The organism is Bombiscardovia coagulans, assembly GCF_002259585.1.
In the GTDB taxonomy this organism is placed as follows: domain Bacteria; phylum Actinomycetota; class Actinomycetes; order Actinomycetales; family Bifidobacteriaceae; genus Bombiscardovia; species Bombiscardovia coagulans.
This window is the reverse complement of sequence record NZ_MWWS01000005.1, coordinates 114,849-137,471: the sequence shown is the minus strand read 5'-3', so window position 1 is coordinate 137,471 and position 22,623 is coordinate 114,849. Positions and strand designations below refer to the sequence as shown.

Annotated in this window: 14 protein-coding genes; 4 read left to right on the top strand and 10 right to left on the bottom strand. The window is 47.4% G+C overall.

The window, feature by feature from the left end; translation table 11 throughout:
* Positions 1 to 10: 10 nt before the first annotated feature.
* From BOCO_RS05315 to BOCO_RS05275, 9 genes are all read right to left on the bottom strand, one after another.
* Positions 11 to 949 carry a carbohydrate ABC transporter permease gene (locus BOCO_RS05315; protein ID WP_094723062.1) on the bottom strand — a complete coding sequence of 313 codons (939 nt, stop codon included), beginning with the start codon at positions 947 to 949 and terminating at the stop codon, positions 11 to 13.
* Between the two features lie 113 nt (positions 950 to 1,062).
* A complete protein-coding gene (locus BOCO_RS05310; protein WP_094723061.1) occupies positions 1,063 to 2,367 on the bottom strand; it encodes an ABC transporter substrate-binding protein in 1,305 nt (434 codons plus the stop codon).
* A gap of 188 nt (positions 2,368 to 2,555) precedes the next feature.
* Positions 2,556 to 3,608 carry a LacI family DNA-binding transcriptional regulator gene (locus BOCO_RS05305; RefSeq protein ID WP_244568757.1) on the bottom strand — a complete coding sequence of 351 codons (1,053 nt, stop codon included), beginning with the start codon at positions 3,606 to 3,608 and terminating at the stop codon, positions 2,556 to 2,558.
* A gap of 333 nt (positions 3,609 to 3,941) precedes the next feature.
* Entirely contained in the window at positions 3,942 to 4,466 is a 525-nt protein-coding gene (locus tag BOCO_RS05300) for a hypothetical protein (protein ID WP_094723060.1), read from the bottom strand.
* Positions 4,467 to 4,590: 124 nt separating this feature from the next.
* Positions 4,591 to 7,008, bottom strand: coding sequence for an alpha-xylosidase (yicI, locus tag BOCO_RS05295; protein ID WP_094723059.1), 2,418 nt, complete (start codon positions 7,006 to 7,008; stop codon positions 4,591 to 4,593).
* Positions 7,009 to 7,890: a carbohydrate ABC transporter permease gene (locus tag BOCO_RS05290; RefSeq protein WP_094723118.1), complete on the bottom strand. Its 882-nt coding sequence runs from the start codon at positions 7,888 to 7,890 to the stop codon at positions 7,009 to 7,011.
* A gap of 17 nt (positions 7,891 to 7,907) precedes the next feature.
* Entirely contained in the window at positions 7,908 to 8,840 is a 933-nt protein-coding gene (locus BOCO_RS05285) for a carbohydrate ABC transporter permease (protein ID WP_211278693.1), read from the bottom strand.
* Between the two features lie 127 nt (positions 8,841 to 8,967).
* On the bottom strand, positions 8,968 to 10,293 hold the full coding sequence (locus tag BOCO_RS05280; RefSeq protein WP_094723057.1) for an ABC transporter substrate-binding protein: 1,326 nt from the start codon (positions 10,291 to 10,293) through the stop codon (positions 8,968 to 8,970).
* A gap of 153 nt (positions 10,294 to 10,446) precedes the next feature.
* Positions 10,447 to 11,475 (bottom strand): LacI family DNA-binding transcriptional regulator, encoded by a 1,029-nt coding sequence (locus BOCO_RS05275; protein WP_094723056.1) that lies wholly within the window; start codon positions 11,473 to 11,475, stop codon positions 10,447 to 10,449.
* A gap of 505 nt (positions 11,476 to 11,980) precedes the next feature.
* Here BOCO_RS05275 and BOCO_RS05270 point away from each other — a divergent pair.
* On the top strand, positions 11,981 to 15,625 hold the full coding sequence (locus BOCO_RS05270; RefSeq protein WP_094723055.1) for an RCC1 domain-containing protein: 3,645 nt from the start codon (positions 11,981 to 11,983) through the stop codon (positions 15,623 to 15,625).
* 414 nt (positions 15,626 to 16,039) lie between these two features.
* Here the strand turns inward: BOCO_RS05270 and BOCO_RS05265 are convergent, their stop codons facing one another.
* Positions 16,040 to 16,855 carry an IclR family transcriptional regulator gene (locus BOCO_RS05265; RefSeq protein WP_094723054.1) on the bottom strand — a complete coding sequence of 272 codons (816 nt, stop codon included), beginning with the start codon at positions 16,853 to 16,855 and terminating at the stop codon, positions 16,040 to 16,042.
* A 272-nt stretch (positions 16,856 to 17,127) separates the two neighbouring features.
* Here BOCO_RS05265 and BOCO_RS05260 point away from each other — a divergent pair, with 272 nt between their 5' ends.
* The 3 genes from BOCO_RS05260 to BOCO_RS05250 are packed head-to-tail and all read left to right on the top strand — an operon-like array spanning position 17,128 to position 22,576.
* On the top strand, positions 17,128 to 18,417 hold the full coding sequence (locus BOCO_RS05260) for an MFS transporter (protein ID WP_094723053.1): 1,290 nt from the start codon (positions 17,128 to 17,130) through the stop codon (positions 18,415 to 18,417).
* Positions 18,418 to 18,447: 30 nt separating this feature from the next.
* The gene (locus BOCO_RS05255; RefSeq protein WP_094723052.1) at positions 18,448 to 21,282 is read left to right on the top strand and encodes an alpha-L-rhamnosidase; all 2,835 of its coding nucleotides are present in this window, start codon (positions 18,448 to 18,450) and stop codon (positions 21,280 to 21,282) included.
* Positions 21,283 to 21,331: 49 nt separating this feature from the next.
* On the top strand, positions 21,332 to 22,576 hold the full coding sequence (locus tag BOCO_RS05250) for a glycoside hydrolase family 1 protein (RefSeq protein ID WP_158520420.1): 1,245 nt from the start codon (positions 21,332 to 21,334) through the stop codon (positions 22,574 to 22,576).
* The last annotated feature ends 47 nt before the right edge of the window (positions 22,577 to 22,623 follow it).

The following is a 22,623-nucleotide window of genomic DNA, read 5'->3' as shown; positions in this document are numbered from 1 at the left end:
TCCTTTGCCCTTACGCTGCATTTTTCTCGACACGACTTTGGATGATGGTGAATATCACAGAAAACACTATGATTACCAGGGTCAACGCCGTAGAAATAGCAGCACCATAACCAACCTGATGCAACTGGAAGAACTGGTTATAGGAATAGTAAGAAGGTACGATCGTGGTCGTCCCAGGACCGCCCTTCGTTAACAGGTACACAGGGCCGAAGGTTTTCAGTGCACCGATCGTTGCTGTGAGGATAACCACTAGCAGTTCAGGCATAATAGACGGCAAGGTAACGATTTTGAATTTCTGCCACCAATTGGCACCGTCCAAACTCGCTGCCTCATACAGCTCTGGGTCTACCCGCTGCAACCCAGACATAAAGATGACAATAGGATAACCTAACTGAATCCAAATCAAGATAACCATCAAAATTGGTAGAGCACTATGAGCATCTCCCAGCCAATTGTGCTGCAAAAAACCGAGGCCAACCTTACTCAGCAGATCGTTGACAGCACCATCATCAGGACGGAAAATCCATCCCATAATCACCGAAGCAACTGCTACAGGAAGTAACTGCGGAAGGTAGTACAGAGCCCGAATAAAGGAGGCTTTCCCGGAACCAAACTTCTTTTGTATAACATCGGTAAGTACTGAAGAAATTAACAGACCGAGCACCGTAGGAACAACCACAATAGCAACAATGATCCAGAACGAGTTGGCGAAAGACTTCCAAAAGGTTGCATCAGCAAACAGTCGTTGCCAATTTTTGAGTCCAACGAATTTGACCGGCCCCACACCCCGCCAGTGAGTCAGGCTCAGATAAATGTTCCATACAAAGGGAACGATAACAATAACTATCAGTGCTGCAACACCTGGCAGCAGGTAAGGAATGAACTTCGAAGATTTACTTCCAGGAAGTCGTGAGTATGACTTCTGTTTAGACTGTGTTTGTTGAGGCATCCCAGTCTCCTATCTCACATAAGTACGATTATTACTACCAAGTGCCAGACTGCTTCTTGCCAGCTCATCATCTGGCACTTGGTTGATGCAACAGAGGGACAAGCACTCATTCCTCAGTTCTTGACATCCATGTCTTTAACCCCATCGGTGTAGGCTTTTTGAATTTGCGCTTCAACATCACTTGGCTTTTTAGTGCCGTTCACCAGTTCTTGGAGGGCCGCAGGTATGGCGTCAGTTAGGTTCGATGCTGGATAGTCAGGATAATATGACAAGGCATTTTTCTTGGAGAAGGTTGAGTACTCCTCTATCATGGCCTTATTCTTGTCATTCTTAACCGACTTCACGTTTGCAACGACCGGGATACCACCTTCTTCAGCAATGCCAGTCTGTATGTCTTCAGACAGGACATTATTGAGAAGCTGGGCAGACCAATCCTTATGCTTCGACTTTTCTGGAATGACAAGGAGATTGCCAGTGCATCCCTGAGCCATCTTGGAACCAGGCAAAATGTGACTCTCCCAGTCGAAGGTTTTAATTTGGGTAATAAAACGACTCTGGTTCCAAGTTCCAGTCTGGTAAATAGGGAAGTCGCCCTTAATAAAGGAGCTGTTGGTGTCTTCCGCTTTGAGACCAGTGGCGGTGCGAGAGATATAGCCCTTTTCTAACCATTCATTGATCTTGTTAGTTGCAAAGGTAAAGGCTTCACCCTTCCAATCAACTGGCTGCTTATACATTTGCCAAGCATCCATGAACTTGTTATCAGCCTTAGTCGAGATCAACTGCCACCAGAGCCACATGACTCCATATTCTCCCGCATCAGCGTCGATAGGCGTCACTCCAGCTGCCTTAAACTTCTGGCATGCTTCTTCAAACTCGTCCAGGGTTTTAGGAATCTGTATGCCATATTTCGCAAACATGTCCTTGTTGTAATACACTCTTTGGAATTCAGCATAGCTGGGCACACCATACCAAGTGTCACCATTCATAACACCTTTGTCTGTGTAACGAGCCATCGAAGAATCAGCCTTGGTAACTTTCTTATCCCATCCATACTTATCAACATAAGGACTGAGATCCGTGAGTAAACTCATGGAAGCGAGCATCCCAGCACTACCATTGCCCCTGTTGGACTCCATCACATCGGGGGCCTGATCCGAATCCAGGAACTGGCTACTATTCTGCGCAATTTGAGTGAACGACTTGGTTTCAAACTTCACCTTAATACCAGTATCTTGAGTAAACTTATCAGCGGATTTCTTCCATGCCTGGTACTGCGCTGACGTAGTAGGCTCATACGTCCAAACGGACAACATATCTGGCTTTTCGCTACTTTGCTTGTCTGAGCTACCACATGCTGCTAACGACGTTACAGACATTGTAGCGACTGCAACGGCGGCTACTATAGATTTGATATTCATTGCTCCTCCTTGATTACTGTCACCCGATTACAGACAGGTTTATCGAAACGTTTCAACAACGGGTAAGCACTACTGCTTCCGAATTGCATATACTTGACCTCACTTCATTGGAAGGTTTACATAGAGCTCAACTCTCATTCACTTGTTTCAACAAGACCAGCACCAACACTGTGCGTTAGCCTTGTTCCTCACATTCGTTTGTTGTCACCTCCCTTCCTTGGCGCAGATGCCGCAAGACCCAAGGAACCGCGATCAATGTACTGCGGTTCAGTAAGTTCAACTAAACCGCGAATATCACGCTTGTTCTCAATGGAATCAACTAACACATCGATAATCTTGCAACACAACCCCTCAGGGTCGAGAGGCAGTTCACTGACCGGATAGCGCGGCATCTCTCCTTGCATATAAGTACCGCAAGAGATGATTGACAAATCTTGAGGAACACGCACACCCAAATTGCCCAAGGTGTCAAACACAATGTTGAGAATGTCAGCATTAGACTGACTGACGATGGCCGTTGGCGCCTCAGGCCCCAAAACAACTTCATGAACAAAGCGTTCAGCATTAAAATTGATGGTAACTTCTTCGGATTCTATGACCTTGATACCCAGCTTTGCACAGTGCTTAAGGAAGGAATCGCGAAAGAGCAACATGTATCCAACACCACGCTGATAGTTGACTTCCAAGGACCGAAGCAAGGCTACCCGTCGGTGACCAAGATCATACAGCTTACGGGAAGCTATTTCTCCCAAAGCTGTGAAGTCAATATCAATACAGGCACAAGCTTCATGAACGTGAGGATAGCCGATGGCGACGGACGGCTTCGCAAACGTATCCGCAGCGGCAGCCCGACTGTCATTCTCCATAACATCAAGCAGCACCACCCCATCAACTAGGTTCCCACGAGTCACCCGTTGAATGTCAGACACAGCATCTTCCGCACCAAGCAATAGCACGTCATACCCTGCCTTACGGGCTTGAAAGGCTGCTTGCATAAAATAGGCACTATACTGTGCCTGATTCATATCTTTACGAATCGGCTCACTGAGAGCGATAATATGGTTGCGCCGTCCGCGCAGACGCTGACCACTGGCATCGGGTGTGTAGCCCAATTGCTCAATTGCCTGCATGACGCGATCAGTTGTCTTGGCTGATATGGAGCGTTTACCCGACAACACATAGGAAACTGTAGAGACAGATACATCAGCCAACCGGGCCACATCTTTTATTCCGGGCATCATCACCCCTCTCTACAACCAAAGCATACCTAGCAGCAGCCGTTTCGCTTGCTCATCACAGGGAATCGAAACGTTTCGCTTACTGTATCACAGCATGCTGAATGCTGTCAATGTTGCTCATATCGCAATGACACCTACAGACCACAGCTGTATAGTATGTAAAAACAGAAATCCAAGAAAACTACCGTTCTTTGAGCCCGGCAAGGATTGCAGAAGATTACCTATACTCCCACATTTAGAGTTTCACCAAGGAACGGTCGAGGCGCAAAACACTGCGGTCAGAATATTGCTTCGACGCAACAGTAACTGAACCGCAATCGAGGCAACCCGATCAAACTAATACTCTGGCAGGTCAAATTCGTAGGAATGTGCTTGCACATGCAAGGCTTTCTTACGTTTGCCATCCACAGCTGCCTTCGACCGTTTCACCGCATCAGAAGACTCTGCAACAATTCTTCCATTAGCGTTAATCTTCTCGTCTACCTGCTGATACTGTTGCACCAACCGTTCCATATCATCCAAGGTTGCAACTGAAGAGCAGGGTGCAGGCTGCTCAATGTTGACTTTCATGGCCAACGAAAGTGCCTCAAGTGAAGAAATATCATCAACATCCTGCTTCGTTAAAGCAGCCTCCGGCTCTGCACTCTTGACCAGCTTGCGGAAGTTATCAATATCGCGCCTATAATCGCCACTCACTGTTTCGCAGATAACCTTCGCCTGAGCAAATTGACGCTGTCGAATAAAGTGCCATCCGCCAGCCACTAAGCCCCCAATCACAACCATGAGGATGGCATAAAAAGCCAATGCAGGCAACCCTATACTGTGCTTTTTGCTAGCTTCTGAGTATCCGCCCGCCACCATCGCAGCCTCCTCGCTTGTTGTATCTGGTCTTGTTGACACCCTTATCATTGAGGACGCAGATATAGACTAATACTTGTCCCATCCACTGCACTGATACTACCAAGACGCTAGAAGCTGTTGCTCATTAACCCTCAAGTACTGCCCTGCCCCGTCGCGACATAACTTTGCTTCCCCCAGCAGCCACCGCAACAAAATCTCTACCATCAGATGCTATTACTTCAATTCCACCATTCTTTTTATATGCGCGAAAACGACAAGATGTGCCATCAATTTCACTAACAACAACCTCTGTCTGCTCAACGTTATTCAGGAAGACATGGACCTCAGCACTGTGCCCATATTCACCCTCAGGGCTCTTAGCAGCAGGATTTGTGACTACTATGCTTCCATCTCGAATCCACAAGGGTATTGAGTCAAAGTTATGGACTTCACGGCGCCAGAGACCATGGTTACTATCCACCTGCTCGCCAGTAAACCAATTCGTCCAGCAACCGGCAGGCAGGTAATACTCAACCTCGCCACTGTATGTAAAGACTGGCGCAACTAATAAGCTAGGACCAAACATATACTGGCGGTCAAGCGTACGGGCTATAGGATCGTCTGGGAACTCCAGAAACATAGAACGCATGAGTGGTGTGCCTGTTTCATGTGCCAGCAATCCTAGCTGATAGATATAAGGCATGAGAGACAATTTAAGTAAGGTGAATTTACGAGCCACTTCCACAGCACTCTGACCAGGAGCTATTCTTTTGCCCTGCTGCACGTCAACCTCATCAAAGAGCCAAGGAACCCGATACACAGTAGAGCCGTGCATGCGAGAATGAGAGCTCAGTAACCCAAAAGCAACCCAGCGTTTATACACAGCAGAATCTGGGCTAGCTCCTTCGAAACCACCGATATCATGACTCCAGAAACCAAAGCCTGAAGTCAACAACGACAATCCAGCCCTTAAGGTCTGTGCCATACCGTTGAAGGTAGATTCGCAATCTCCTCCCCAGTGACAGGGCTGCTGCTGACCGCCGACTGTTGCCGATCGCGCATACAGTATGGCCTCCCCCTTGCCCTTGACCTCTTCGACAGCTTCAAACACACATTGGTTATACAACTGGGTATACCAGTTATGCATTGATAGCCTTTCCGAGCCATCAAACCAGACCACATCGCGCGGAATACGCTCACCAAAATCGGTTTTTATAGCATCAACACCCTGTGAAAGTAAAGTTTTGACCTTATGCTTAAACCACTGCCGAGCCTGGGGATTAGTAAAATCAACCAAGCCCATACCCGCTTGCCAAAGGTCTGTCTGCCATACATCACCATTGGTTTTCTTAACCAGGTATCCCTTATCTTTACCATCTTTGAACATAGCAGTGCGCTGCGCCACGTAAGGGTTAATCCACGCACTAATATGGAGCCCCCTATCGTTGTGAAGCCGGCCTAGGGTCGATTCAATATCGTTAAAGAAGCGCTTGTCCCATTCAAAATCGCACCACTGAAATTCTCGCATCCAATAACAGTCATAGTGAAAGACACTGAGAGGAATATCTCTGTCAGCCATGCCATCTATGAAGGAGTTAATAGTTTCTTCATCATAGTGAGTCGTAAAAGAAGTTGTAAGCCACAGGCCGTAACTCCATGCAGGAACCTGAGCTGGTCGACCAACCAAGGCCGTGTACCGCCGTAGAATCTCTTTCGGCGTTGGACCATAAATAATAAAGAAATCGAGATGCTCACCTGGTACCGAGAACTGAACAGCCTCAGTGTCCTCACTACCAACTTCAAACGAAACATGACCTCGATTATTGACCAGAACACCGTACCCTTGAGATGTCATGTAAAAAGGAATATCCTTATATCCTTGCTCGCTGGCCGTACCACCGTCCTCATTCCAAATATCGATAGTTTGCCCATTTTTTACATAGGCCCCAAACCGCTCGCCGAAGCCAAAGACCTGCTCACCAACTCCCAGCGATAGTTTACAAGCACTGAAAACTGTTGATTCGTCATATGCCGATCCATCTGAAGAAACGCCAAATTCACCAACTGGACTGGCACTTACTGCGGCATTTGGCTCAAGCGCAAAATGAGCTAGTGCCTTACCTTCTGACTTAGTTAATACGCGACCACCAGCGCTCAATGTTAAATTCCAGGGCGATCCCTTGACCACCCGGGCGCAGAGCGGCCCTGAAGATAAAGAAATACTGGCACCTTCTTCACCTACTTCACCATCTGCATTGCCTTGCTCACAAAGACGGACATACCCACATTCATCTTGTTCATCTACATTGACAGGAAAACCTGGGGTTTCAGCACCACCATCCCAATGGCTACTGCGCACCCGAATGACACCTTCAGCAGGAGCAGTAACATCCACATCAAAGGCAGGGAGATTGAGCGTATCTTTACGTGAGTTCAGCCGACCAGCTGGCGCAAAAATGTTAAAACCTTTGCCGTTGCTGTGACTTCTCAGCTCATATACCTGCCGAGCGTAGAGGGCAGTAACACCGGGACGGGTTAACCAGTATCCATTCGTAAACTTCATTTACTTCACTGCTCCTGTGGTAATTCCGCGAGATAAGGTCCGCTGGAATATCAGATAGAAAATAATGGTAGGAACCAGACTGATGAGAGACGCCGCAGCAGTTGTTGTCACATCCATGAGCCTGTCACCAGAAAGAGAACTTATTGCAATCGGTACAGTCTGGGTAGCATTGTCAACCAAAAATGCCATGGGAATCATATATTCGTTCCATGTCCAGATAAAGAAGAACACCAACATAACACTTAAAGTTGGTCGAGATATAGGGAAAACAATATCTTTGAATATTCTCCAGCGAGAAGCACCGTCTATGGCTGCCGCTTCGAGAATTGCTTTAGGAAACGTACCATACACCGATGAAAGCAAGTACGTACCAAAAGCACTTTGAATAACCGTAAAGATAATAACAATGGCCCATGGGGAGTTATAGAGGTTTATGCCCTTAAACATGATGTAGAGGGGGTACAACAAGGCTTCCTGCGGCATCATGTTAGCCAGCATTATCAACAGTATGATCCAACGGCGGCCTCGCACACGGCCAATACCTAAGGCAAATGAATTGAACATTGACAGCACAACACCAAAGATTGCCACCAGAGCAGAAATCCAAACACTATTCCAAACCTTCTGAGGAAAATTCACCCGACTCCAAAACTTCATCAATCCCGCTGTGCTCAAGGCATGAGGCAAACGTAAAGGTCCTGACGATTGGTAATCGGCAGCAGTCTTAAAGGCATTGAGTAACAGAACGATAAAGGGGAAGAGCATGAGTAATCCGCCCACACAGAGTAGGACCAAAATAGCCCAATCTCCTATGGAACGATTTTTCTTGGCATGGAAAATAGCCCTCTCACCAGCATTACTTCTCCTAGCTTGTACCCGCATACTTGAACTACTCATGGTTACTCCTCATCCTCCCGCTCAACCTTCTGCTGGACACTGGTAAAAACAATCGACACCACAATGACCACCAAAGTTAAGGCTGTAGCGATTGCAGCTCCGTACCCAACTTGCTGCGTTTGGAAAAATTGCGTATACGAGTAATACGAAGGAACGATGGTGGAGGTTCCTGGCCCGCCTTTAGTAAGCATGTATACCGGTCCAAAAACTTTCAGAGCCGCAATCGTGCAAGTCAAGGCCACTACAAATATTTCTGGTTTAATAGCAGGAAGCGTTATGACAAGGAACCTCTGCCACCAGTTAGCGCCGTCAAGACTAGCTGCCTCATACAGCTCAGGATCGACCCGTTGAAGACCGGACATAAAAATAACTAAGGGGTAGCCCAACTGAATCCAAATCATAATGATCATCAGAAAAACCAAGGCCGTATCTGGCGCCCCCAACCAGTTATGCTGAAGCTTGCCTAATCCAACCGCTTTGAGCAGCGCATTCAGTGCTCCATTTTCTGGACGAAATATCCAGCCCATTACCAACGAGGCAATAGATATGGGAAGCAGCTGAGGGAAGTAATAGACAGCCCTCATAGTTGAGGCGGTAGCAGCTCCAAATTTCTTCTGAACCACATCGAAGATTAATGAAGACAGCAATAACCCAAGCAGGATTGGTATAACAACCATTGCAACGATCATCCAGATCGAATTACGGAAAGATACCCAGAAGGTAGCATCTTTCATAAGACGTTCCCAGTTTTCTAAACCAACCCATCGTGGTGGTTTTATCCCCCTATAGGAGGTAAAACTCAGGTATATATTCCATACCGCTGGGATAATGATGATCCATAGAAGCATCAGAAAACCAGGAATGAGATAGGGCCAGAAACGACTCGAGGGACTACCCGGTATACGTGATTCTTCTCTAGAACGAAGCCTCACCATTGAAGCCTCACCTCCTATTTGCACTGTTAATTGCATAACTCATACCTACAAAGAGGTACAACAGATGTGTAAAAGCAAGGCAGGATGCCCGGTTCACCCTGCCTCAGTTAGGGAGCTCAAACGACATTCAGTTAGCTTCTTTGTGTTTTACGCCAGCAGCTTCTACACCTTTGTCATAATTCGTTTTCATCTGGTTGAGAGCTGTCTTTGGATCAGCTGTACCATTTACCAACTCTTGAAGTGAGGCATTGAGCTCGTCGTAGAAAGTTGAGGTCGGCCAATCAGGATAGAAACCAAGCTGGTTCTTCTTGAGCACAGTGTTATAGGAACTGATGAGTTCCTTCGTCTTCGGATCAGTAATAGCCGAAGGATCGGCCGCAATGGGGAGACCACCGGAATTACCCATAAGATTCTGCACTTCCTTACTCAGGGTAATATCGATGAATTGGGCAGCCAAATCCTTTTTCTTTGACTTTTCAGGAATAACCCAAATGTTCCCCGACGATCCTACAACCTTTTTAGCTTCAGGGAACAAGGCTGTAGTCCAATTGAAGGTTGAAATATCATTTTGGAAACGACCGAACCACCAGGTACCCGAGAAGAAGATAGGGTGGGTACCGTTTTCAAAAGCCTGACCAGCATCTTCTGCTTTGCTCCCCGTGCAATCCTTAGAGATGAAACCCTTCTTAACCCAATCTTGGATAGTTTGCGTGGCGTAGGTTGTAGCCTCACCTTGCCAGTCAACATTACCGTCATACATTTCATATGCCTGAATAAACTTTTCATTAGCCTTCTGTAAAACCAACTGCCACCACAGGTGCTGCAGAGGATATTCAGCAACACCTTCAGACAACGGCGTCACACCATTATCAACAAACTTTTGCATGGCAGCTTCAAGCTCCGGCAGGGTGTTCGGAATAGCAATACCATACTTATCGAACATGTTCTTGTTGTAGTACATCATGACATCTTCGCCATAGTTAGTGATGCCATACCAATCACCGGACCCCATGATTCCCTTGTCGTTATACTTTCCAGTATCAGCCAAGGCACCTTGAATCTTTGTATCCCAGTGATACTGAGAAACATAATCATTGAGATTTGCAAGGAGCCCTTGGCTGGCTAACAGTCCAGCTGTGGCGTTGCCTTTGTTATATTCCATCACATCTGGTGCCTCTTCTGAGTTAAGAATTTGCGAAGCATTTTGACGAATTTGCTCAAAGGACTTTTTCTCAAATTTGACTTTGACACCAGTTTTTTTCTCGAAAATCTTTATGGCTTGAGCCCATGCTTTGCCCTGAGCTCCCGTCTGCTCTTCATAATCCCAGATTTTAATCATGCTCGGATTTTTCTCTTGGGCATCATTGCCCGAACCGCAGGCGGCCAAACCCAGAACACCCACTGATGTTGCCAAGGATACAGCAGCCGCAACCATGCGTTTCGCTGACTTCATTGCATTTCCTTCCAATAAGCGACATTGCCTACCAGCAGTCATCTTCAATGACCGCTCCTCATCAAGTTTATTGATTTGACTAAGTGAGCACGAATTATTTCGATAGATTTCGACAGTCTGTTCTGGTGAGACAAACCATGCAAGGTTAGAATGCTACTTTTTCCCAACGAACGGTACCATCGAACCCCGTTTAAGATATTTCGAAGGGATCGTTTCGACAGTACCTACGTCTTTACACTTACCTGCCAGCATATCAAGTAGGATTTCTACCGCTCGCCCACCAACAGCAAAAGGAAGCATGGGAATCTCATCAATAGGAATTGTCATATTTGCCGCGTTCCCCAGCGTCCCCAAGGCAAGTACAGATAGGTCATATGGAACACGAAGACCTCTTGCCTGACATGCACTCAGGAGAGACTCCAATTGTTCCAGACCGCACTGAGCAAACAAGGCACTAATGTCTGGATCTGATTCAAATGCCCTATCTAGTAAACCTTCAGCCCACTGCCTGCCACTGGATTCAGCTGTATAGAAGGAGACCTGCATACCAGAGCAAGCAGCATAGTGCTTCACGGAATCTCGAGTCCTAATCAAAAAGTTAGAGCCATTCTCGTAAGAACTTAACCCACTCCCCACCATCAAAATATGCTTGTGGCCTAAGATCAAAGCACGATTCACCGCCATTTTAGCCATCTGTTCAAAATCAAGATCTACCGAGATTACACTGCTATGGTCACTGCTAATACCGATAGAAACCATAGGAACCAGAGTTGTCTTAGCCATCTCAACACGTGAATCGTTGACGGCAACATCAAGCAACACAGCACCATCAACTAGTCCGCTATCACTGATTCTTTGAAGTTCATCAGTACCATCCTCGTCCATAAGCAACAGAACTTCATACCCATGCTGGCGAGCGCGATTGGCAACTCCGAAGAAAAAAGCTGCGTAATTTGTATAGTAGGTCCATGCATGCATCGGAGAGCTGAGCGCCAAGATGTTAACGTCACCCGTCGCCCGTAGTATTTTGGCTTTAGCATTGGGGTAGTATCCCAATTCTCGTGCGGCTTGCAAGACGCGGAGCTTGGTTTCACCACTGACCGAGCGTTTGCCAGACATAACATAGGAAACTGTGCTCATTGCGACACCAGCACGCTTAGCTACCTCTTGTATTCCAGCCATAGCAGACCTCATTCCAGAAGAATGATACCGATTTACTGATACTCAATCAGTATAAGCTGTGCTTTTTTGAGGACGATAAGGCATCAACCGATCTTTTTTTGCGACGGCTCTTAGAAATGCAAGTAGTGTAGCTAGAGATATATTCAGCTAGGACCCCTTTCCCTACAAGAGTGGTCACGGCAGCCAAGTATATAAACTGTTGTTTTAGAGCGCTATCTCGTGATTGCACGCCTGTAAGTTAGCAGAGCGTACTTGTGGCAAAATTGGACAAAAGTGTATATTATATCAACTGGGTGCTCTCACTCTTTGCCGCACATTGATGGTTAATGTACGACGTTGTGGTTTTCTTCTGCTTCGTCCTGCATCTACGGATAAGGCAAAGTGACTAGTGAGGGTTATTGGGGGACCATTTAAATACATGCGTCGCATTCCACTGCGCAGGGGAGCAGGTGGAAGCTTTTTTGAATGATAAGACCATGTGTAACTTGGGAAGAGGATTGTTTATATGCATCCGACACACAAAATTTGGTCATTCATCGTTATGGCAACGATTTTTGTTGCTTGTTCAACAGGCTTCCTGGTTCATGCTCAATCATCCGTCGCTGCTGAGCAACCATCCGCTATTACCATGCCAGTTCCGAAAGATAAACCTGATAGTAAGTCATCAATCCCGGTCAATGTGAATTTATCACAAACCCAAAAAGTAACGCCAGCGTCAAACACAACTCGCGTCTATCAGGCAAATGAGGCTCTGCCGCACGCAAATGTGTCACATACTGTTACCTTCGATAAGGCAGATGGTGTTAGTTCACCTGAGATAAAGGTGGTTAGCGACGGCTACCGGGTAGAGTGGCCCACTCAACCCGTACGCAATGGGTATCTGTTTGACGGATGGTTTGTTGGAGAAGTTGCTTATGACTTTGATCAGCCTGTTACTACTGATTTAAGCTTGACAGCCCACTGGTCCAAGGCCAATAGCACGTGGGAAATGAGTCCTGATCACGGGCCAACCTCAGGTGGTACGCAACTCAAACTCTCCCCACCTCCCGCAAGAGGTATACGCTTCTCTCAAATCTATGGAGAGTATCAATCATCTATCGCTATGGGTTCTGATGGTGAAGTATATACATGGGGACGCAATGATGCTGGCATGTTGGGTGATGGAACCGATATCGATCGCGAAACAGCTGTGATAGTGCCCAAACCGGCAGGAGTGAACCGTTTTAAACAGATTAGTGCCGGTGGATGGCATTCCTTAGCTATTGATGATCATGGTGACACTTGGGCATGGGGTGAAAACGAATATGGACAATTAGGTGACGGTATCACTACTCCACCTCCCGTTTACGGTGAGTTCGAGCCCAAAAAAGTAGTAGTACCTGCTGGCACCCATTTTTCTCAAGTCAGTGCCGGCTACTGGCATACAGTGGCAATTGACGACCAAGGAAAGTTGTGGGGATGGGGATACAACTTACATGGAGAAATAGGAGATGGCACTACAATCAGCAGGTCTACGCCAACAAAGGCAAATATGCCCGACGGCGTGAACCGTTTCATCAGAGTAACCACAAGGGGCTGGCATACGTTTGCTCTTGATGATCAGAACCAGTGGTGGGCCTGGGGACTCAATGACAACAACCAGATCAGCAGTGATAGCCAGGAGGGCATACTTCAACCCACGAAGCTAACGATGCCTGCCGGTGTATCACATTACACTCAGATCAATCCAGGTTATGGTAATACTTTTGCTCTAGACACCAATGGTCAATGGTGGGCTTGGGGTTCTAATTACTTAGGGGCGTTAGGCGATGGCACCATGATGGACAGGCCTATCCCTATCAAGATTTCATTGCCAGCCGGAGTTTCCAGATTCGTAACTGTTGAACCAGGGGGTAACTACTCAGCAGCTCTCGATGATCAAGGCCAGGTATGGACTTGGGGAGATAATAGGGCATGTCAGCTGGGAGATGGTAACACTGCTTGCCAAAATAACAATTCTGGTTCTACTATAAAAAGTCTCACGCCGGTTAAAGTGATTATGCCTGCTGGAATAACCCATTTTACCAAGATTAATCTCGGATATTTCCACTCATTTGCTTTTGATGACAAAGGTCGGATGTGGACGTGGGGGTCCAACAAAAAAGGCCAACTAGGAGATGCTACTACAATCAATCGCTCGATACCTGTTCGATTGCAATTTCCTGATACGATTCCCACCGAAGTCACTTTCGATGGCAAGCCAGGCACTGGGTTGGATAGAAATGGTGATGGTACATGGAAGGTGATTACTCCTCCCCATGCTGAGGGTCCAGTAGATGCACGAATTGCTTGGAAAGTGAGCGGTGTACCTCAACCTGATGCACACTTAACGTACACCTATGATTTTGACGGTCATATAGTGACATTCGACAAAGCAGATGGTTCCAGCCCGGTTACCAAAGTTAGGGTACCTCATGGGTCTCCAGTGAGATGGCCAGCTGATCCTGTTCGCGCCGGATACATTTTCGACGGTTGGTTTACTGCCGACGGAAAAGCTTGGGACTTCAACCAGATAGTCACGCAAGATATGACTCTCACAGCAAGATGGGAGACGTGTAACTGCGAACTTAAACCTACTCAAGGACCTACTACAGGTGGCAATACAACTCTCCTGACCGGATTACAAAGTCCTAAAGGTATAACTTATACCCAGGTAGTTGCGGGAGAACGCGTTTCACTGGCCTCTGGAAGTAACGGAAAGATCTATGCTTGGGGAGACAATAACTTCGGTCAACTCGGAACAGGAAACACAACCAGCACAACCACACCCGTAGAAGTAGAACGAGGCGAGCTGCCAGCAGGTGAGCACTTCCTGCAAATCAGTCCGGGTTACGAGCATTCAGCAGCTCTCGCCACAAACGGAAAGATATACGCTTGGGGGCGGAACCAATGGGGTGAACTCGGAAATGGCAACACAACTGATGCAACAACTCCAGTTGAGGTCAAACAAGGTGCTCTGCCTGCGGGTGAACGTTATATTCAAATCAGCGTAAACAACGATCGCACCATAGCGCTTGCCAGCAATGGCAAGGCTTACACATGGGGTTGGAACGAGTACGGACAGCTCGGCAACGGAAACTCTGGAGTAGGTAGTTACCAAACAACACCCGTAGAAGTGGCTCAAGGAGCCTTACCAGCAGGAGAACACTTTACCCAGGTTAGCGCTGGATACTGGCATACTCTAGCCTTGGCAAGTAACGGTAAAGCATATTCCTGGGGCAGTAATGGCAGCGGGCAAGCCGGGGACGGCAACAGGGCTCCGTATGTCTCACAACCCATAGAAGTAGCCCAAGGAGCGATTCCAGTAGGAGAACACTTTACTCAAATTAGTGCCGGCTCAGGGCAATCACTTGCTATAGCCAGCAACGGTAAAGCATATGCTTGGGGAGGTCTCGGCAACGGTCAATCCAACGGAATCTATTTACCCCAACCAGAAGAACTAAACCGAGGAGATCTGCCTGCCAACGAACACTTCTCTCAAATCAGCGCAGGCTACACGCACTCACTAGCGGTTGCAAGCAACGGAAAGACCTACGCTTGGGGAAACAACAGTAAAGGTGCACTTGGTATTGGATCGACTATTGACCAATCTGCCCCAACAGAAGTTAAGCAAGGTGAATTGCCTGTAGGAGAACACTTTACCTATGCCAGCTCCGGTTATACGCACTCACTAGCATTAGGAAGTAATGGAAAAATATACTCCTGGGGCGACAACGATAAGAATGAGCTTGGCAACGGCGATAACAACATCCAAATAACTCCAGTAGAAGTCGGATTCTCTAAACGACCTGTCAAAGTAACTGGCATTACATTTGATACAACCGACAGTCCTGCTTTCCACTGGAGTGAAGGCAGAAACGGTTGGGAAGTAACCGTTCCCAAGCATCGTATGGGCGCAGTAGACGTCCATGTCCATTGGACCCTTGGCGGCACAGTTCAAAACGACTGCATTTTGCGCTACACCTACTACAGTATTTTACAGCTCCCGGCCGCAGGAACCTTACCTCTTGCACGTATCACTGGAGGTACTCTTTTTACTCTTGCAGCAACCATGTGTATTAATTGGTTATCCACCAATCGCAAGGGCTTACATACGCCCAAACACCGGTAGGCTTGTGTAGAGACGAATAGGTTCCTTCCTTTTCTCAGACTTTGAAGGAACCTATTGAACAACTTCCACCAAAAGGACCTGCATTACGCAAACTGTGTACTCATCACTATCTCAGTAAATTTCAAATTATGGCATTTAGTAGAAATTGCAGTTGTTGTTATAGCGCTACTGCTTCCTGTCTTTACTCCAACAATAACCACCAACGACTTTGTGTTTGCTGATAGACCAAGTTCATACACTCTGCCATACCTCACCGGCACCATGGTTAGATAGGGAACTTCAGTTGAGCAGATAACAAGCACACCGCAACCTACTCAACTCGTTCCCCCTTTGCAGGCATTATACGAAAACTGCACCGAGACCGTGACATACTCTCAAATGAACCACAAAGATCGTTACTTACTGCAAGACTCTTCACTCATTACCTGCTTCCCACGGTGGCAGCACTCTCGGCAGCTTTGGATTTTTAATACGGCGTGCAATTGCCTTTGCTGCGGCTTTAATGATTGGAACATATTTTGCTAAGTGATATCGATCAGCACCTACTACGATACTGATTGCAGCAATGACTGCACCTGTCTGCCCGAAAATAGGGGAAGCAATCGAGTGTATAGATGCATGCGCGTTCTCAATAATCGTAACCTGCTGCTGGCGGATGCGTTCTAAATCCGTACGAATTTCATCTGATGAAGGTCTTGGTATCTCCCAGGTCGGCCACACGAACTGGTTACCAGCGAGAACGGCATCAATGGTCTCAGGAACCGCATATGCCAAAAGCGTTCTACCTGCTGCCGTGGGAACTAAGGGCAGACGATCACCAATGTGGTAGTACACAGGAATTTTGTGTTTTCCTTCCCGCCTATCAAGGACGACCATTTCCTCTCCATCGAGCGCTCCCAATTGTATGTGCTCTTCTGTCGCTCTGGCTAAGCTGTCAAGTACCGGTGAAGCTAACTCTCTGATGGAGAGCATAGGTTGAGCATACTGAGCAATCTCCATAAGTCGAAAACCAATAGAGTACAATCCAGTTCTTTCATCCTTAATGAGAGCTCGATGGAAGGTCAATTCTTTGAGAAGCCTGCTCGTAGTACTAGCAGGCAAATGAGTCCGACAGGAAATTTGAGTCAACGTGAGTGCAGGCTCTTCCGAGGTGAAGCAGCTGAGAATTGCAAAAGCCCGATCTAATACGCCACTTCGTGATGCCCTTCCAGATTCTTGAGTTGCTGCCATAGCTACATACGCTCCCCTTCCTTTATAAGAGACTATAAGTACTGACTCAACAACGAAAACAAGACATTTCCATTGAGTGGAAACTGAGTTCTCATTGGCGCCAGTGAACGTGTAAAAAGACAGATACCACAGTTGCGCAGAGGAAGCATTCACGGCAGGTTGGGCAACATTCGCGCCTCACTGCCAGCACAAAGATGTTCGAGAGGACGTTATCCAGTTACTGCGCCAGAATATGAAGAAGAATCAAATCATAGTCCAAAGGAGGGCTTGAAGTGATTGAACGAGAGACGCCAGATCTCAAAGCCTGCGCCCAAACAGAACATGATCCAAATTACCTTCCTCCGGAATATCCAAAGCCGGGAAAAACTATTGCCCTAATCCTGATTGCAGCTGTCGGACTGTACATTATGTGCATGAGTCTTGGAACAGCACTCTCTCTTCGCATTGCAGCTGCTCTGCCTACCCGGAAAGACACCATATACAGCCAAATCACATCAGTAAGCTCACTCTTAATGCTCTTTTTCATCCCATTAGCCGGAGGACTCTCTGACAGAACCACTAGCAGATTCGGCCGTCGTCGCCCTTGGATTGTTGGCTGCCTTGTAGTCTCACTCATTTCTGCTGCGGTAGTTGGAGTATCAAGCAATCCTTTAATAATGGGGATTTTCTATGTCATCTCAGTAGTAGCAATGCAAGCAGGTTTTAACGCATACTCCGTTATCGCGGTAGAAGGTGTCCCTGAAAACCGCCGAGGCACTGTGATGGGATTAATGGGGTTATGTGGTGCGCTATCCTTCTCTGCAGGCACCTATCTGACAGGCGCTTTAGTAAATAATGGCCTTTTGCTTATGACCATTCCAATCGTTCTGGGTTTGATAAGCTCTATTCCCCTTCTGCTCTTGTACAGGGATCCTGTCAAAAACTCTCATGAAGTACCCGACCTAAACTTAAAGCAATTATTTGGAGGATTCTTTGTTAATCCACGCCAGCATCCCAACTTTGGTTGGACATGGTTGTCGCGTTTCATCGTAGGGTTAGCCATGGCTTCCATGCAAACCTACTTTGTGTACTACCTCATTTCAGGCTTGAACATTCCTCTCAATCAGGTGGGCAGTAAAGCAGGTTTACTAACCTTGTGTTCAGCCCCTATTTCGGTCATTTTCTTCTCTTGTTCAGGCATCCTTACTGACCGTCTCGGACGGAAGAAGCCGTTCATAATTTTAGCTTCTATCATTATGGCCGTGGCGCTCTGCCTTGGCGGAACCTCCCACAATTTTACTCAATTCCTCATCGCTTGGGAAATCTTCTCAGTCGGACAGGCCATGTACCTGACAGTAGATTTGGCACTTTGCGCTGAAGTACTTCCAGAGAGCAAAGACGCCGGCAAGGATATGGGAGTATTTGGACTTGCACTCAATGGAGCTAATGTTTTGGTACCTGCTGTAGCCCCTTTCATCATCAATACAGCCGATGGCAACAATTACACCCTGCTCTGGTTTATCGCCGCCGCGCTCAGCCTTTCAAGCATAATCATCATGCCACTCATTGAAGGCGTCAAGTAAGATCCTATATAGAGGAAGGTTGAATAAACCATGACAGATATACTTGTCTCCAAGGTACGTTTCGGCCAACATCGAGTTTCTGACCGCGTTTTGGGATATGCGAGCGCAAGACCAGCACTATCCTGGGAAATATCATCAGCTCCAAAAGGTTGGAAACAGACTACCGTTCAAATTGAGGTCAGTCAAGACGCAGAACCGGCGGAACGGTACACCGTATACACTTCCAATCAGATTTGTGTCCCCTGGCCAAGCAAGCCTTTGCAGTCTCGGGAAGCTCGTGCTGTTCGTATTCGGGTTGCTGGCACTGATGGAGCTTGGAGTCCATGGTCCCAACGATCTTGTGTAGAGACAGGCTTGCTCCACAATGAGGACTGGCAGGGCTCCCCTGTAACTACTGACCGAACTATCGGACGCGAGAACCCAGCTCCCATCATGTCCAGAACGTTCACCGTAGGGCAGGAATGTAATCTAGCACGTCTGGATATAACAGCTGGCGGTATTTTTGTTCCATACATAGATGGACAACGCGTCGGTTCTGACCAACTAGCGCCTGGGTGGACTGACTACAAGCAAAGGTTCAATGCCCTTACCTATGACGTAACCGAATTACTTTCTGCCGGAGAGCATGAGCTGGCTGTTGTTCTCGGTAACGGTTGGTATCGGGGTCAACTGACATGGAACTGCCGGACTAACGTTTACGGTAGTCAACTGTGGCTTCTTGCCAATGTACGGTGGCAGGACCAAAACGGCAGTCATTCTATAGCTACCAACGAGGATTGGACCTGGCGCCCATCGTCCATTCTTGAGAATGACTCATACGACGGTCAGACCCAAGATATGCGCATCCCCTTACTCAATCCTCATGGTAAAAGGGGCGGAGTCATTCCTCTCCCCATGCCCTCTGCGCGGATTAGACCTCAAGAAGCACCCACCGCCCAGGTCATTAGACAACTACCTGGCCAGAAGCTGATTATTACTCCTTCAGGTAAGCGGATTGTGGACTTTGGACAGAATCTGTCGGGCTGGGTCCGAATGCACATTCATGCAGGCCACGCCGGTCAAGAGGTGGTGTTGAAGCATGCTGAAGTCTTGGAACATGGAGAATTGGGCACACGACCACTGCGAAAGGCTAAGGCAACTGATCGATTTATTCTCTCTGACCAGGAAGAATATATAGAACCCATGTTTACCCAGCATGGTTTCCGATATGTCCAAGTGGATGGTATTGATGATTTTTCAGTTGATGACTTGCAGGCTTGCTTAGTTTCGGCAGCAATGGAACCTTTAGCTTCGTTCATTTCCTCTGAAGCCGACTTGAACCGTCTTTTCCACAATGCTCGTTGGTCAACCATGGATAATTTCCTTACAGTACCTACTGACTGCCCTCAACGTGATGAACGTCTCGGTTGGACTGGTGACATCGCTATGTTCGCCCCTACCGCACTGAGCTTGTTTGATGCGGGAAGTTTCCTTTCATCATGGTTGGTGGATATGTCCAATAGCCAGTCGTCAGATGGAGGAATCCCAGTCGTGGTTCCCGATGTCTTAGATGGACCGAAACTAACTTGTGGTTGGGGCGATGCAGCTGTTCTTGTCCCAATGGCGGTTTACCAAGCAACGGGTGACACTGAAGTACTACGTCGTTTTTTGCCAATGATGGATAAGTTTATAGACGGCGTAGATGCTCAATGTGGTCACTCACATCTCTGGAGAGGAGGTTTTCAATTCGGCGACTGGCTTGACCCTGATGCGCCAGCTGACAATCCCGGTGGTTCTAAGGCAGATCCCGATGTAGTTGCAACTGCTTATTTTGCGCATTCAGCCCGGCTTGTCGCTTCAGCTCATGCTGTGCTGAACCAAAAAACTCATGCACACCGGTACGCCCAGTTGGCAGACGAAATTGCTGTGGCTTTCCGCCAAGAATACGTTACTGATATGGGCAATATTCTGTCAGATTGTGAATCAGTATATGCTATGGCTTTGGTCTGGGGTTTACTCGAAACACCTCAGCAGAAGAAGGGCGCTGCCGAGCGTTTAGCTGATATTGTTCGAGTCAGTGGCTTCCGTATTGCAACAGGCTTTCTTGGGACACCATTAGTATGCGAAGCTTTGACCCTGAGTGGATACTCACACCTGGCAATCCGCTTGCTTCTTCAAAAGCGTTGCCCAAGTTGGTTGTATCCAGTTAGCATGGGCGCCACTACTATTTGGGAGCGTTGGGACTCCATGTTGCCCGATGGTTCAATTAACCCAGGAGAGATGACCTCTTTCAATCATTATGCCTTGGGTGCGATTGTCCATTGGATCTTAGACGGTTTGGCTGGCTTACACATGAAAGAACCAGCTTGGCGCAAAGTTCGTATTTCACCGGTAATTGATGCTGCTCTACCACACATTGCCGTGAAGCAGAAAACCCCATATGGACAGATTGCTTTGGACTGGACGCTTGGTGATGATTCCTTCGACCTCAATCTTGACTTACCGGTCGGTATAGAGGCCGAAATAGCCTTGCCAGGAGAGGAAGACCGAATATATACCCACGGGCATCATTCGTGGAAACTGCCCAGAAGCAAAGTTTGCAAGCCGCAGGGATCTATCCAATCGATTCGCGATTTGATAGATTCTCAGGAGCATTTGGAAGCTCTTGAGCAGGCCCTCCTTTCTTCTAGATCACCCTTATATCAAGGCAACCAGGCAGATGTAACTTTTACTAAAGCTGCCAAACCCTGGCTGGACGCAGACCTGGCTGCATTACCTGATGTGGCTTCACAGCAAGGATATGTTCCCAAAGCTGACGACATTGTGGAATCAGTTAAAGGCTTTCTTTCAGCCCAGAGTTCTTCCAAAGAAAACCAGCATCAATGAACACCAGTATGTGGCAATACCAATAAATAACCATAAAGGAGCAGTCATCATGACAGCACATTTCCCAGATCATTTTCTGTGGGGCACCTCCACAGCCGGACACCAGATTGATGGTGGCGATACCGCATCCGACACTACTTTCTTGGAGGGTGTTACTCCTAGCATTTTTAAAGAGCCAGCTGGTCTGGCTTGCAATAGTTGGGAACGCTGGGAAGATGACTTAGACCTGGTTCAAGAAATGGGATTGAACTCCTACCGATTCTCAGTGGAATGGGCACGAATCGAACCCGAAGAAGGTGTTATTGACAACACAGCATTAGACCATTATGACCGTCTGACCGATGGTTGTCTACAGCGAGGCATAGAACCAGCAATCACATTGAGTCATTTCACTATTCCAAACTGGTTTGCAGCCAAGAGTGGCTGGTTCAACCATGATGCTCCTGCAATGTTTGCTGACGAGTGTGCAAGGGTTCTCGATCGAATAGGTGATCGTATCGCTCTAGCCATCACTCTCAATGAACCAGACCTGCCACGTATTCTGGTCAATGGAACTTTACCGGCTGAAGTCATTAAGATTCAACGCAGTTGCTTAGACGCTGCAAGCAAGAAGGCCGGCGTAGCACGATACCGCGCTGGCAACGTGTTCAATCCTGAAGAGCTCACTTCTTTAGAACTCGGTTTCGTTCGAGCACACCGACAAGCCGTGCAAGCGGTCCGAGCATCTCGTCCTGGTGTTCCTGTTGGACTATCTCTGGCTGTCATCGACGAGAGTTACGTAACAGAAAAAGGTAAGCAGCTTGCTTTATCCAAGCGACAGTCCTGCTATGCCCCTTGGGTTGAAGCAGTAAAAGGCGATGATTTCATCGGCGTACAGAACTACGAACGCGAAGTCTTCGCCGACGATGGCATTATTCCAGCACAGCCTGGAGAAACAGTCAACGAGGCAGGGGTGGCACTTCATCCCAAATCGTTAGCTAATGCAATCACTTACATTCATAGCCAGACAGGGTTACCTATTGTTGTAACCGAACATGGTGTTTCCACAGAAGACGATGATGTTCGTTGCCAATTCCTTAAAGAATCCATACCACCACTGGTTGAACTAGTGCGCGATGATGTACCGATCATGGGTTACTACCATTGGTCGCTACTCGACAATTTTGAATGGATTAGTGCATTTGATATTCATTTTGGTTTATGCACAGTTGATCGTGCAAATGGTAGTTTCAACCGGCACCTCAAAAGAAGTGCCGGCGTTTATCGAGACATCGTAGCTTCGACTGTGCTCTAATTGTAATGCCCGACTCTTCTTGGTAGAGCCGGGCATTACATGTATAC

Coding starts and splice junctions, on each gene's coding strand:
- BOCO_RS05265 (WP_094723054.1), bottom strand. CDS start 16,855: ATGGCAGCAACTCAAGAATCTGGAAGGGCATCACGAAGTGGCGTATTA.
- BOCO_RS05300 (WP_094723060.1), bottom strand. CDS start 4,466: ATGGTGGCGGGCGGATACTCAGAAGCTAGCAAAAAGCACAGTATAGGG.
- BOCO_RS05275 (WP_094723056.1), bottom strand. CDS start 11,475: ATGGCTGGAATACAAGAGGTAGCTAAGCGTGCTGGTGTCGCAATGAGC.
- BOCO_RS05315 (WP_094723062.1), bottom strand. CDS start 949: ATGCCTCAACAAACACAGTCTAAACAGAAGTCATACTCACGACTTCCT.
- BOCO_RS05250 (WP_158520420.1), top strand. CDS start 21,332: ATGACAGCACATTTCCCAGATCATTTTCTGTGGGGCACCTCCACAGCC.
- BOCO_RS05255 (WP_094723052.1), top strand. CDS start 18,448: ATGACAGATATACTTGTCTCCAAGGTACGTTTCGGCCAACATCGAGTT.
- BOCO_RS05290 (WP_094723118.1), bottom strand. CDS start 7,890: ATGCGGGTACAAGCTAGGAGAAGTAATGCTGGTGAGAGGGCTATTTTC.
- BOCO_RS05285 (WP_211278693.1), bottom strand. CDS start 8,840: ATGGTGAGGCTTCGTTCTAGAGAAGAATCACGTATACCGGGTAGTCCC.
- BOCO_RS05280 (WP_094723057.1), bottom strand. CDS start 10,293: ATGAAGTCAGCGAAACGCATGGTTGCGGCTGCTGTATCCTTGGCAACA.
- BOCO_RS05305 (WP_244568757.1), bottom strand. CDS start 3,608: ATGATGCCCGGAATAAAAGATGTGGCCCGGTTGGCTGATGTATCTGTC.
- BOCO_RS05310 (WP_094723061.1), bottom strand. CDS start 2,367: ATGAATATCAAATCTATAGTAGCCGCCGTTGCAGTCGCTACAATGTCT.
- yicI (WP_094723059.1), bottom strand. CDS start 7,008: ATGAAGTTTACGAATGGATACTGGTTAACCCGTCCCGGTGTTACTGCC.
- BOCO_RS05270 (WP_094723055.1), top strand. CDS start 11,981: ATGCATCCGACACACAAAATTTGGTCATTCATCGTTATGGCAACGATT.